12 protein-coding genes and 2 tRNA genes are annotated in these 12,876 nt (G+C 65.7%); 8 read left to right on the top strand and 6 right to left on the bottom strand.

Annotated features, from left to right (window positions below; genetic code table 11):
• Positions 1-92: 92 nt before the first annotated feature.
• On the bottom strand, positions 93-341 hold the full coding sequence (locus tag ACFV15_RS45800; RefSeq protein ID WP_378359486.1) for a hypothetical protein: 249 nt from the start codon (positions 339-341) through the stop codon (positions 93-95).
• 240 nt (positions 342-581) lie between these two features.
• Between ACFV15_RS45800 and ACFV15_RS45805 the strand changes: the two genes are divergently transcribed.
• From ACFV15_RS45805 to ACFV15_RS45825, 5 genes are all read left to right on the top strand, one after another.
• Positions 582-1,751: a YDG/SRA domain-containing protein gene (locus tag ACFV15_RS45805; RefSeq protein WP_378359487.1), complete on the top strand. Its 1,170-nt coding sequence runs from the start codon at positions 582-584 to the stop codon at positions 1,749-1,751.
• Between the two features lie 95 nt (positions 1,752-1,846).
• Positions 1,847-3,274: an SWIM zinc finger domain-containing protein gene (locus ACFV15_RS45810; RefSeq protein ID WP_378359489.1), complete on the top strand. Its 1,428-nt coding sequence runs from the start codon at positions 1,847-1,849 to the stop codon at positions 3,272-3,274.
• A gap of 171 nt (positions 3,275-3,445) precedes the next feature.
• A tRNA-Tyr gene (locus tag ACFV15_RS45815) sits at positions 3,446-3,528 on the top strand.
• Positions 3,529-3,586: 58 nt separating this feature from the next.
• Positions 3,587-4,336 carry an RNA ligase family protein gene (locus tag ACFV15_RS45820; RefSeq protein ID WP_378359491.1) on the top strand — a complete coding sequence of 250 codons (750 nt, stop codon included), beginning with the start codon at positions 3,587-3,589 and terminating at the stop codon, positions 4,334-4,336.
• A 41-nt stretch (positions 4,337-4,377) separates the two neighbouring features.
• Positions 4,378-4,451: transfer RNA gene (locus tag ACFV15_RS45825), tRNA-Leu, on the top strand.
• Positions 4,452-4,455: 4 nt separating this feature from the next.
• Here ACFV15_RS45825 and ACFV15_RS45830 read toward each other — a convergent pair.
• Complete coding sequence (locus tag ACFV15_RS45830) at positions 4,456-5,217, bottom strand: hypothetical protein (protein WP_378359492.1); 762 nt, start codon at positions 5,215-5,217, stop codon at positions 4,456-4,458.
• 176 nt (positions 5,218-5,393) lie between these two features.
• On the opposite strand from ACFV15_RS45830, the gene ACFV15_RS45835 reads away from it, so the two are divergent.
• The gene (locus tag ACFV15_RS45835; RefSeq protein ID WP_378359494.1) at positions 5,394-6,173 is read left to right on the top strand and encodes a hypothetical protein; all 780 of its coding nucleotides are present in this window, start codon (positions 5,394-5,396) and stop codon (positions 6,171-6,173) included.
• Positions 6,170-7,849, top strand: a complete 1,680-nt coding sequence (locus tag ACFV15_RS45840; RefSeq protein ID WP_378359496.1) for a serine/threonine-protein kinase — start codon at positions 6,170-6,172, stop codon at positions 7,847-7,849. The genes ACFV15_RS45835 and ACFV15_RS45840 overlap by 4 nt, the downstream gene beginning before the upstream one ends.
• Here the strand turns inward: ACFV15_RS45840 and ACFV15_RS45845 are convergent.
• The 4 genes from ACFV15_RS45845 to ACFV15_RS45860 form a co-directional block, all read right to left on the bottom strand.
• Positions 7,837-8,070: a hypothetical protein gene (locus ACFV15_RS45845; RefSeq protein WP_378359498.1), complete on the bottom strand. Its 234-nt coding sequence runs from the start codon at positions 8,068-8,070 to the stop codon at positions 7,837-7,839. The two genes, ACFV15_RS45840 and ACFV15_RS45845, sit on opposite strands and share 13 nt — an antisense overlap.
• Positions 8,071-8,176: 106 nt before the next feature.
• A complete protein-coding gene (locus ACFV15_RS45850) occupies positions 8,177-10,615 on the bottom strand; it encodes a LuxR C-terminal-related transcriptional regulator (protein WP_378359500.1) in 2,439 nt (812 codons plus the stop codon).
• 280 nt (positions 10,616-10,895) lie between these two features.
• On the bottom strand, positions 10,896-11,618 hold the full coding sequence (locus ACFV15_RS45855) for a GntR family transcriptional regulator (RefSeq protein WP_378359501.1): 723 nt from the start codon (positions 11,616-11,618) through the stop codon (positions 10,896-10,898).
• Between the two features lie 104 nt (positions 11,619-11,722).
• A complete protein-coding gene (locus ACFV15_RS45860) occupies positions 11,723-12,028 on the bottom strand; it encodes a GNAT family N-acetyltransferase (protein WP_378359503.1) in 306 nt (101 codons plus the stop codon).
• Between the two features lie 133 nt (positions 12,029-12,161).
• On the opposite strand from ACFV15_RS45860, the gene ACFV15_RS45865 reads away from it, so the two are divergent.
• Positions 12,162-12,803, top strand: coding sequence for an HNH endonuclease family protein (locus tag ACFV15_RS45865; RefSeq protein ID WP_378359505.1), 642 nt, complete (start codon positions 12,162-12,164; stop codon positions 12,801-12,803).
• Positions 12,804-12,876: the final 73 nt, after the last annotated feature.

The following is a 12,876-nucleotide window of genomic DNA, read 5'->3' on the forward strand; positions in this document are numbered from 1 at the left end:
CATCGGGATGCTCAGTCCCGACAACTTCGAGCAGTCACTCCGCATGGCTGCCTGAACCCTCGTAAGCCCCTGTCCACCATTCGGGGTGAACCTCAGGCCTGTTCGTTGCTGCGGTAGAGCTGCACCGCCTTATCGATGCTTGCCGAGTGCGTCTCCAGCAAGCTGACAAAGCTCTGCTCACGGCTTTGCCATGCCTGTTTCACGGCGGCGAGCTTGGCCATACTGGCCGACCCTGGAATGCCTGCGTCACCGCCCGGGACTGTCGCGGCGCAGTCCACACCGCGAATCCCCTCTGCCACTCGTGATGCGGCATCTCCGGTGTGCTTGATCTTGTCGATCATGACTTGGTAACCCGACATCGTGACTCCCTCCCCGTAGTCAGTTGGTGACACTACGGAGAGAAACTCGCTGGATCAACACCTCTGACCAGCGCGGGTGACAGTCGGGGATTCTTACTCATCTCGCTCTAGGTAGAACCGCTTAACCCAGGTAGGTGACGGGTGCGACGCTCAAGTTTGTCTGGGGTCACCCGGTCACACAATTGCAGTGTGACGCTGTCCTATGTCAGCTAGCTTGTGAGCATGACACTTGCCGATATCTCCCGGGAAGACGTACTCGCCGCTGTGGCTGAGTGTGATGATCTTGGGCGGCTGCAGTTCTTAGAGACTTACGGTTCGGCAGGCTCGGCTGATCGCGTCCTAGTTCATGAAGGTCGGCAGTATGACCCAACCGCTGTCGTTGGGGCGGCCCATCGACGCGCAAGTGGTCGTGACTTGTCCTCCGTTGTCCCGAGTATTGCCGAACGTGAACTCGTCAACTTGCTCAGCGGCTTCGGGTTTGAGCTCGGTAAAGCCGGCTACGGCGAGATAGCCGGGGTTCCTGAGGGTACCGTATTTGAAAGCCGGAAAGCTGCGTCTCGTGTGCAGATGCACCGTGCGCTCATTGCTGGGATTGTCGGCAACGAACGTGATGGCGCGGAGTCCATCGTCGCTTCACATAAGTATGAAGACGACGAAGATTATGGGAACATGATTGTCTACACTGGTCATGGTGGCCGAGGGGATTCGGAAAAACAGGAAAGTGACCAGTCCTTCTCGGCTTCCGGGAATGCCGCGTTGCGAACTAGTATGGTCACTGGCGCGCCTGTCCGTGTGGTACGTGGGCACAACCCGCGACGTCACAACCCGCATGCGCCGGAGTCTGGCTACCGGTACGACGGCTTGTTTAGGGTAGAAAGCGCTTGGATTGAGCCGGGGATTCGCGGGTTCAAGGTTTGCCGATTTCGACTGTTCAAAATATCTGCCGAAGTCGGGTTGTCTCCAGAGTTGTCGGCTACGGGTGAGGCTTGGTCTCTCGAGCTACCGACAGGAAATGTGTCGCCTGGCCGCAGATCTTCGATGGTGCGTAGGGTCATTCGCTCAACGGTCGTGGGTGACCGTGTGAAGCGAATTCATGATCACACTTGCCAGTTGTGTGGGATCCGGTTGTCGGTGAAAGGCCGCGGATACTCCGAGGGGGCTCATATCCGACCGCTGGGGCGTCCGCATGCTGGCCCGGATATCCCTAGCAACGTCCTGTGCTTGTGCCCGACGTGTCACGTTCTATTCGACTACGGCGAGCTGGCCGTGGCCGGCGACCTCACGGTGATCCAAGCTGGAGAGCGTCTCGACAGGAAGCTTCGGGTGCACGATGGCCACGGGGTTGGGGCTGAGTATCTCTCCTACCACCGAGAGACGGTTGGCCGGTTTTAGTGGTCGCCGGTTGAATAGGCCACGTGACCTGGTTCTCTGACAAAGATCTCCGCGAGCTCGCCGGCAGTGCTTCCTACTCGCGTGGCGCTGGGTACGTGCATGCCGTCGAGGGCGTAGATCCGCTGGTCGACGGTGTGAAGGCCGTAGTGCAGGGCACCGACCGCTACACGGTCAGGCTCAAGGACGTCCGCGGCGAACTAGTCGGCGAGTGCACGTGTCCGCACGCCGCGAGCGGGATCTTCTGCAAGCACTGCGTGGCGGTCGGGCTGGCGGTGCTCCGGAAACCACCCAAAGCGAAGCCCGACCTGCGCGGGTACCTCGAGTCGCTGGAGAAGGTGCGCCTGGTCGAGTTGCTGCTAGACCAGGCGGGCGAGGACGAGGCGCTATTCCGGCGGCTCGCGCTGAGGGCGGCTGGTGGGGACATCGGCGAGCAGGTCGAGGGCTTGCTTAGCTCGCACACGGAGGACTACGCCAAGAAGGCCAGCGACGTGCTCGACGCGCTGGGGGTGATCGCCGACGATGAACGGGTAGTGCCGGTGGCCCGGCGGGTGGTTGATCTGCTCGCTGAGGCCGCGGAGGTGGTCGAGGACCCGTATGGGCTGGTCGACGAGCAGACGCAACGGGCGGTGAGCCTGTACGCCGAGCTGTGCGCAGTGCATCCGCCGGATCCGAAAGAGCTCGCTGGGTGGTTGCTGCGGCTGGACCTCGTGGTGGACTTCAACCTGCTCGACTTCGCAGAGGGGCTCGGTGATGCTGGGGTCGCTGAGCTGAGGCGCGTGGTTGAGCAGGAGTGGCGGGACGGCGGTACGAACCGGCGCAGGCTGCTGCAGCTTCGTGAAGGGCTCGCGACGCTGGCGGGTGACAACGACGAGTTCGTGGACGCGGTGCGGGATGGGGTGGATGGGCCGCAGGACTACCTGCGCGTCGCGCGGGCGCTGCGGAGTGCCGGGCGGGTTGCTGAGGCTGTTGAATGGGCGGTCAAGGGGATTCCTGTAGTCGCCGCTTATCAGCGTCAAGAGATGGTCAGGTTTCTGGTCGAAGTCGGGGAGGCCGATCGCGCGCTAAGCCTCCAGAAGCGGATGCTGGACCACAACCCGAGCCGTGAGAACTACCTCGCATTCAAGGATCTCGCCAGGCGGTTGGGGAAATGGGACGACCACCGGCAGTGGGCGTTGAGTCTTCTTCCTGGTGGTGATCTGCTGGTTCGAGCTCTTCTTGACGAGAATGAGCTCGAACGAGCCTGGACCGCGTTCGGTGAGTTTGGTTGTGAGGAAACGACCTTGCTGAGGCTCGCCGACGCACGCGTGGTTACGCGACCGGCTGACGTAGTACCGATCTACCGCGCGTTGGTCGAGGACACGATCGGGCGTGGGAGCTGGGACAAGTACAAGGCCGCGGTCGGCTTACTCGTGAAGCTCAGGCGCGCTGACCCAGACTTCGATAGCTACGTGGCCAGGCTTCGGTTGAAGCACAAGCGGAAGTCGACGCTCATGCGTGAGCTGGACAAGGCGAAAATGTATTGACGGTCCACAAGGGATGCGTCAAGGTGGAGGCATGACACAGCAGCCGCACGCCTATACCGCGCAGGGACACTGCGCGGGACTTGTGCTGCTCTACGGAGGTTCCCCACCGTGACGTAAACCGTCGCGCTGGGGAGCCGTCCGCTGAGGTGGGCGGCTTTTTTCATGTCAAGGGGTGGGGACGGGCCATGGTGGCCCAGCTGGCTGTAAACCAGTCGTGCGTAAGTACACAGGCGGTTCGATTCCGTCCCTCACCACCGCCGGGCGGCGGAGCTGATGCATCGTCGTCGCCCGGGCCAAACTCAGGAGGAAGAGATGCTGCGCGAAGTCGATCTCGAAGTGCTCAACTCGGTCACCAAGTATCCGTCGATCCCGACGTATCACGCGTTGGATCCGAAGAACGGTTCGCTGACCGAGAATCCGGTCGCGTTCGATGGTCCGGTGCTGGGTACCGAGAAGATCGACGGTACCAATGCGCGGATCATCTCCTTGCCGGACGGTAACTATCTGCTCGGCAGCCGAGAGGAGCTGTTGTACGCCAAGGGCGATCTGATCGGCAACCCGTCGCAGGGCATCGTCAGAGCGCTCAAGGAGCTGGCCGAGCGGCTGGAGCCGGAAACCGAGAAAATCCGCGTGCGGTTCCTCGAGGTTTACGGTGGCAAGGTCGGTCAGGCCGCGAAGCAGTACAGCGGTGAGCTGAACGTCGGCTACCGGATGTTCGACTCGATCGTCGTCGAGGACGAGATGCTTGCCAAGTCGCGGCAGGAGATCTCGGCTTGGCGGGAGGCGAATGGTCAGTCCTTCCTCAACGAAACCGACCTTCAACGGCAGGCTGAAAAAGACGAGATCGAGCTTGTTCCGCGACTGTTCGAAATTGACAGTTTGCCTGTTGAGATCGACAAGATGCGGGACTTTCTCGGCGAAAAGCTGCCCGAGACGTTGAGTGCTCTCGACGAGAACGCGGGCGGTCGGCCGGAAGGCATCGTGTTGCGCACCAAGGATCGGAAGACCATCGCCAAGGCGCGGTTTCAGGACTACGACCGCACGCTGAAGCGCCGGAAATAACGCTGCGGCGGACCTTGAAAGTAGGTCCGCCGCAGCGGAAAGCCCTTGTAGCCCAACTGGTAGAGGCACCGGATTCAGGATCCGGCCAGTCCAGGTTCGACTCCTGGCAGGGGCACCTCTTACGGGACGCGGATGGCCGCGGCTCCCGCGAGTACGAAGAACACCAGTAATACCAACGTTCCCGTGTGGCCGCCGGAACTGCTGGTGACGACCTGCTCGACTGCTCCCGTGAGCTTGATGCCGCAGTCGGCCGTGACCGTGTGGGTGCCCGCTTCGATCCGGGTGAACTCGACCGGGGATTTGAAATGGCCCGTCGCGTCGGCGACCGTCGAACCGACCTTGTCGCCGTTCGAGGTCAGGGTGACCGAATGACCTGGCTCGCAGCCGTTGCCGGTCGCGGACAGGGTGTCACCTGGCTGGATGCTCGGGTGGTCGAGCACCAGCACGCCGTCGGCCGGGGTAGTGGTCGTCGTGGGGGTTTCCGACGTCACAGGGGTTTCCGAGGTGGGCGTGGCCGAGGATGACGAAGTCGTCGTCGTTGGCGTGGTCACCGAGGGCTTGGTCGGGGTGGTCTTCGGCGGGGTCGTGGTGACCGGCGGCTTGGTGGTCACCGGGGGCGGGGGAGTCGTCGGGGTGACGATCGCGGGGACCCGGAACGTGCCGCTCGCCGTCTCCGGCTGGCTGGTGCAGGTCGCGGTGACCGTGTAACTACCCGGCTTCGCGGTCGCCGGGACATTGACGCCGACCGAGCCGCTGTCCGCGGGGGCCACTTTGGACGTGAGCAGGGTGCCTGCCCACGTGAAATTGATGATCCGGCATTTGTAGAAGCCGGCCCAGCCGATGGTGAACGCGCTACCCGCCGGCCCGCTCGATGGTTTCAAACTAACCGAAGGTGGTACTTGTGCGTTGCCGGGATTCGAAAGTGCCAGTAAAAGACACATCCCGGCTACGAGACCGAAAGTCAACCGAACCATCATCCGCATCGGAACGTCCCTCAATCGCTCAGTACTCGCTGTAGCATTCCTGACCAGTCCGACAACGCAAGCAGGAGTACCCAATGAGACGTGTCATGGCGGCGGCGGTTGCGTTGGGAATCGTCTTACTCGGGGCGTCGCCCGCGTCGGCTGATCAACTGAGTCTCTCGGTCACGATCAACGGGAAGCCGACGGCCGACAACACCGTCCCGATCGACCCGGCGAGCCAGGTCAACCTGGTCGTCACGGCCGTCAATGACACGAACGCACCCGTGAAAGTACGGAGCGTGCGGCTTTCGGGTGTCGCGCTGGCGCTGACCTTCTTCGCTTACGACACGACCGCGCCGTTCGAGGTGCCCGCGCATGGGAAAACCACGCGGACCTTTGTTCTCGATCTTGGTGATCTGAGTGGGCAGGCGATCGGACTGCTCCCATCATCGGTTGAATTGCTCGACGCGCAACGGCAAACGCTGGGTGAATCGACCACAGTGGCCGATGTCCAGGGTTCTTTCTGGTCGGTTTACGGGGTGTTCGGGCTCGCGATGCTCGTTCTCACGATCATCGCCTGGGTGACCGCGTTGCTCGCGCTCGCGCGGCACAAGCTGGCGCCGAACCGGTGGCGGCGCGCTCTCCGCTTCCTTCCGGCGGGGTTCGGGACCGGGCTGGTCGCCGTCGTGACGCTGTCCGTGCTGCGGCTGGTGCCGCCCGAACCCGCGATCGAGATCCCGGTGGTGCTCGGCGCGGCCGCGATCGCTTTGCTGCTCGGGTATCTCACGCCGCACCCGGCGCCTCCTAAGATCGAAGCCCAAGCAGAAGACGTCACCGTCAACTTCAACGCCACCACTGAGGGATTCCCGCAATGAGCGCTCCGGCCGACTTGGTCGCCGCACTACCGCAGTACGCAATCGGGGATGAGATCGGCGTCGGCGGGATGGGGGTCGTTTTCGCGGGCGTCCACCGGTCGCTGAACCGGCAGGTGGCCATCAAGCAGCTGCCGTGGGACATGGTCGACCACAAGATGAGCGCCGAGCTCTTCGACCGCGAGGCCCGCGTGCTGGCCAGCCTCGACCATCCGCACATCGTGCCGGTCTACGACTACGTGCGCACCGGGCGCGAGAACCTGCTGGTGATGGAACGGCTCGACGGCGGCACCGTCTACGACCGGTTCCACGGCGCCGGGGTCAGCGGGGAGCAGGCCTGCGCGATCGGGCTCGCGATGTTGGCCGGTCTGCACGCCGCGCACAACGCCGGCGTGCTGCATCTCGACGTCAAGCCGAAGAACCTGCTGTTCACCACGCAAGGCGTCATGAAGGTCGCCGACTTCGGCATCGCGCAGGTGATCAGCGAAGGCGCCACGCTCGTCACGCACGGCGGCGACGTGCTCGGCACGCCCGCCTACATCGCGCCGGAGCAGGCGATGGGCAACGCACTGAGCCCCGCGGCCGACGTCTACTCCGCCGGCACCGTCCTTTACGAACTGCTCTCCGGTGAGCTGCCGTTCGACAACACTCGCGGCGCCATCGCGATGATGCGCCAGCACATGTTCACCGACCCGCGGCCGATCTCGAACGTTCCCGCGCCGATCGCCGCGGTCATCATGCGCAGCCTCGGGCGCGAGCTGGACAACCGGTACCGCGAGGCCGAATCGTTCGCGGCCGACCTGGCCGCGGCGGCCACCAAGGTCTACGGCCAGGGCTGGCTCGAACGTTCACGCGTGCCGGTGCTGCACCTGGCGCCCCGCGTGATGGCGGGGCTCGCGACCGGTGCGACGACGCAGCCGGTCGTCGATTCCCGGACCGTGCCGGTGCAACGGCCACAGGCGCCTGCCGACCACACGCTCAATGCCACGCGCGCCGATCTCGCGCCCAGCACACCGGAGCCCGCGCAATCCGTGCTCTGGCTGCGGCTCGGGGCCGTGCTCGCGTTCGTGGCGCTGTTCGTGCTCGCTTTCGTTACCCCGCAAGAGATCAAGCACGACGCTTCCTATGATCCGCTGGACACCAAGACTGCCGACCTGAGTAAGCCGTTCGACATCGTCGGGTCCGGCAATCCCGAGCAGATCGCACTGGAACTCTCGGCGGCCGGTATTCCGCTGGGCTCGACGACGGCGTCGGCGAAGCCCAAGGGCGGCAGTACTTTCGTCGCGAAGACCGAGATGCCCGCGATCACCCGGTGGATCGTCGGCGGCACCGTCACCGGCACGCTGACCGGGCCGGGCATCGTGCCGCAGACGTTCACCTTCCGCACCACGCAGCATCCGCTCGCGAGCGCGCTGGGCGCCGGCAGTCTGATCCTCGCTCTGTTCGCGCTGGCTTACCTGGAATCCGGACTGCGGACCGTGCGCAACGGACACCGCTGGCGTGGCTCGTCGGTCGGCGGCCCGGTGCTCGGGTTCCTCTTCGGGGCGGCCGTGTGGATGGTCGTGTCGACCATGACCGGCCATGAGCCCTCGGTCATGTTCGGGGTCGGCTGCGGTGTCGCGGGCGCGGTGGGAGCGATCCTGCTGGTGTTCGCCACGCGAAAGCGTCACTCGACGTGATCTCTGTGCTTGAGCTCTTCGTGGAGGATCGTGCCGACCTTGTCGTGCGCCACTCGTAGCGACACCAGCGCGACCGCGACGAGGAACATCGCGAGCGCGGCGTACGCCGAAACCTTGATCGACAACGTGAAGGTCAGCAAGATCAGAACCAGTGACACCACGATGAAGATGGCGGTACCCAGCAATTTCGGGTGATGAAGCGGCTTCAGCGCGATGCTCACGGATGGCCTCCTGGTGTTCCGCGTTGTCCGGGCGGATGCGTCTTACTGGTCGTCTCCTGACTCTTCGCCGTTACGGAACGTAAAGTTGAAATTTGAACTTCTCACTCTAAGGGTGGAACGCGCGGCTGAGCTCTGACCGGCCGCGGACGCCGAACTTCGCGTACGCCCTGCCCAGGTAGTTGTCGACCGTGCGCACCGAGAGCCCCAGCTGCTCGGCGATGCGGCGGCTGGACAGCCCGGCGACCGCGAGTGCCGCGACCTCGTGCTCGCGCCGGGTGAGCACCGCGCGCAGGCCGCTCGCGTCGAGCAGCGGGGTGTGGGCGCCATGGCAGCGTTGCGCCAAGACGGCGGCACGCTCCAGCACGACGTTGGCCAAGGTGCGCTTGCCGTCGGAGCGGTACAGCGCGCCGGCGGTGGCCGCGGCTTCGGCGGCGTGGAGCAGCAGACCGCGGTCGGCGAAGATCCAGGCCGCCTGCTCCAGTGGCTCGGGATCCTTGGCGGCCAGGCCTCGGGCGGCCGGTGCGAACAGCGAACCGAGCGCGGTCAGCCGCGCGTGTACCGCGGGCGCGTCGCCCAGCCGCGCGGCGTCGTAGAGCGCCCAGCCCTCGACGGTCGGCTGGCCGAAGTCGCGCGCGAGATCCGCTGCGGCGCGAGCGGCGGCCGCCGCGGCCAACCGGTTGCCGAGCGCGGCGAGCGTCCACGCCTTGTCGAGTTCCATCCATGGCTGGAACAGCCTGCTGGTCTGGCGTTCCGGGCTGCGCGCGCGGTCGAGCAGCCGGGACGCGAGGCGCCCGTCGCCCGCCAAGGCGAGCGCGCCTGCCAGCGAGGCCAGGCACGGCGCGGCGAGCCGGAAGGTGTCGTACTCCTTGAGAAGGCTCAACGACTCTCGCAGCGACGCCGCCGCCACGCGCACGTCTCCCTGCGCCTTCGCGGTGGCGCCGAGGAAACCGGCCCAGGCGCCGATGTTCTCGGACTCGTCGCGGAGCGCGGCCTTGTACTCGCGTTCGGCCAGCTCACGGGCCTCGCTCAGCCTCGCGTTGGCGAGCAGGCCCATCAGCCTGCCGCAGCCGACTTGCGTCGCGCCCCAAGGGACTTCGGCCTGATGCGCGGTCGCGACGTCCAGTCCGAGCCGGTAGATCGCGCTGGCCCGCGCGGTGTCGCCGAGCAGGCCGGCCGCCGCGCCCGCGCCGGTCGCCGCCCACACCACGGCCTGCGGTTCCGCGTCCGGTGTGGCGAGCACGGCCTCGCCGACCTTGAGCGCGTCGGTGCAGCGGCTGTCGAACATCAGGATGAGACTGTGGTCGCCGTGGTCACGCGGCGCGGCGACCGACGTTTCGTAGTGCCCGGCATGGCTGAGGACCTGGGCGAGCACATTCTCGGCACGCCAGCCGCCGCCGGAGTCGCGCGACGCGCGCGCGAGGCGTTCCGCGAGATCGAGGTCGAACCGGTCCATGGCCTGTTTCGCCGCGGTCAGCAGGATTTCCGCGTTGCCGGACTGACCGGCCATCAGCTGCCAGATGCCGACGCGCAGCGCGTCGTCGCGTCTTCGCATGGGCGACGAGATGGTCGCCGCGGCGAGCTTGCCCGCGAGGTGACGGGTGCGCGATCTGGTCATGGCCGAGCGGATGACCTCACCGTGCAGCGGATGGGAAAGCCTTGCCAGTACCCGACTTCCGCTGCGCTCGATGACCGCGAGGCCGTGATGTTCGGCCGCCGTGATGGCCTCGGTCGAGGCAAGGCCTTCGAGCACGGTCATCGCCAGCGGCTCGCCGCAGGCGATCACCTCCAGCACACCCGTGATGGCGTCGCCCGCCGCGCTGAGGCGGTCCGCGACGATCTCGCCGAGCCGCGCGGTCGCGGGCACCGAGCCGGTCCAGCGCCAGCGGCCGCGACGGCGGCGCAGTGTCCCACTGTCGAAGCCCGCCTGCAGGATTTCCCTGAGCAGCAACGGGTTCCCCGCGCTGACACGGGACAGCCGCTGCCTGCTCACGGCGTCGAGCTGCTGCTCGAAGGTCTCGCTGAGCAGGCTGTCGATCGCGCTGCCAGGCAGCTTCGGCACCGTGAGGCGGGTGGCCTGGCCTTCCTTCCAGAGCGCGGTGATCGCGTCGGGACAGCGCTCACCGTCCCTGATGGTGAGCAGGCCGAATACCGGCGACCGCGTACTCAGGTGATGGACGACCGTGGCGGACGCGTCGTCGAGCAGATGCGCGTCGTCGACGACGATCGCGGGCCGCTCGGCACGCTCGAAGCGCGCGGCGACCTGCCGGAGCAGGGTGCGGCGGTCGGCATGGCCGCCTTCGGGGAGCAGATGGGACACCGCGCCGAACGGGATCGCCGAGCCCGCACGGGTCGCCGCGACCCATTCGACCGCGTACCCGGCCGCGCGCAGCCGCGTCCACACTTCCCGTGCCAGCCGGGTCTTTCCTATCCCCGCGGCACCGGAAAGCACCACGTCCTCGCCGCGCGCCGCAGCGGCGAGGACGGTCTCCAGCTGCCCGCTCCTGCCCGCGAGCGTCCATTCCTGTCCCAGCACCGGTCGGGTCACATGTGCTTTTCGGACGAGGCCGGCGATTCGGTACGGAAAACACCCACAGTTGCGACATTCGGCCGAGTGACCTGGACTGACGGGCTTAGGTAGTCGCCTTCCGCGCACGTATGAGAACACTGGGTTGCGGACTAGGCCGCTAGCCAGTATGGTGATCAGTGTCAGGCGCGGTGAGTGACCGCAGTGGGCGTCACCGGGCTTGGCTGCACAAAGTGAAAGGGGCGGCGACCGTCTTGCGCGGTCGCCGCCCCTGACAGAGTTCTTTGAAAGAGAGCGTCAGCTAGCCAGAAAGAGAGGGGTGATCGGATTCGGGATACCAGGTGTCCGGCGGGCAGACGATCTCGTCGAAGCGGAGCACGGCGCCGTCAGCGCCGAACACTGTCACGCGATGTTCGAGCACCGCGGACGGACTGGCGAGGTCGAGCTGACGACGCTCGGCCGGAGTGGCCAGGCGAGCCGAATTCTCGCGAAGCGTACGCGTCGGATGGTGGCCGGCGGTCGCGGCGAGATAAGCCTCGACGCCCTCTGGCGGCTGGGCGCGCTCAAGCAGAAGCGGCGCCTCGTCGGCGAGCCTGGGTGCGAACCATGAGGTCTGGATCCGGGCAGGCTCGTCCTCGCTGTTGTGGATGAGCAGCTGTCGCCGGAGAAGTTCAGCCTCCTCCGGCTCGCCGAGCGCGTGCGTGGCCTGAGCGGGCCCAGGCGCGAGCTCGACCGCGAGGAACTCGGTGCGGAAGCTGACATCGACGGTCAGCATGGCCGATGGATCGCCGGGCAACGCCTCGCGGACGTAGCTGCCCGAGCCTTGGCGTGCCTCGATGTAACCCTGGTGCTTCAACAGGTCGAGCGCCGCGTCGGCGGTCGGCCGCGAGACCTTCCAGAGCTTCATCAGGAAGCGACCGGATGGGACTTTGTCGCCGGGCTTGAGCTCGCCCGCGATGATCTGGTCCCGGATCGGCGAGGCGATCTGCTCGTACTTCGGCGGGACCTTCTGGATTTCAGGCATGTCCGTCCTGCGGTCGACGAAGTGGCGTAGGTGTCTCGCCACTGTACCAGTCACGCGCTACTTTTGGTGGGATTTCGTCACCGAGAGTTCGTGCTGTCGGGAAATCACAGCTCGAAGTCGGCGCGCCGCGCCTCGGGTACCAGGTCGACGTACTCGGCGTTCTTCTTGACGAAGCCGCAGACGAACGGGCAGTACGGCAACACGCCGACGCCTTGCGTGCGCGCGTCGTCCAACGCCGCCCTGATGAGTTTGCTCGCCAGTCCCTGACCGCCGAACTCTTCCTTGATCTCGGTGTGGGTGAACGCCAGCTCGTCGCCTTGCCGCTCGTACTCGGCGAAACCGGCGAGCACGCCGTCCGCGAGCACCTCGTAGCGGCTCCGCTCGGAACTCTTCTCGACCTTGACGTCCACACTGCCTCCCTTGCCTTCTCATCCTAATGACCATGACCGAACTCACGTCCGACGCGCCGCTCTGCCTGCCGGGTGAACCTCGCCGGCGCCGCGATAATCACCCGGATTTCCCTGGCCAGGAGAGGAATCCGCGATGCGCCGGAATATTCAGTTCGTACTGGCCGGTGTCGCCGCGGTACTCGCGGTCGCGCTGGTGTTCTGGCTGGTCACGGCCAACCAGGGCACGGCGGCCGCCCCGTCCGCGAACGCAGGCGACGCCCGCGCTCAGCTGGAACAGCTCAAGGTCGCGCCGCGCGGCACGCTCGACGGCTACGACCGCAAGAAGTACCCGCACTGGTCCAATCAGGGGCAGAACTGCAACACCCGCGAGTTCGTGCTGAAGCGTGACGGCAAGGACGTCAAGGCCGGCTCCGACTGCAACCCGACCTCGGGTTCGTGGACCAGCCCGTACGACGGCGACACCTGGACCAAGCCGTCCGACGTCGACATCGACCACATGGTCCCGCTCGCACAGAGCTGGGTCAGTGGCGCGAAGGACTGGACGAACGAGAAGCGCGAGCAGTTCGCGAACGACCTCACGCGGCCGCAGCTGTTCACCGTGACCGACCGCGTCAACCAGCAGAAGAGCGACAAGGCGCCCGACCAGTGGAAGCCGCCGCTCGTCTCGTTCTGGTGCACGTATGCCACGGACTGGATCACGGTCAAGAACTACTACGCCTTGACGATCACCTCGGCCGAAAAGAGCGCGCTGACGCTCATGCTCGACAAGTGCTGACCTTGACTGTCGCGTAAGGACTCGTGAGTGTTGGGGGGGGGTGGAAACGGCGGGCAAACCAAACAAAACAAAA

The organism is Amycolatopsis sp. NPDC059657, from assembly GCF_042734395.1.
Taxonomy (GTDB): domain Bacteria; phylum Actinomycetota; class Actinomycetes; order Mycobacteriales; family Pseudonocardiaceae; genus Amycolatopsis.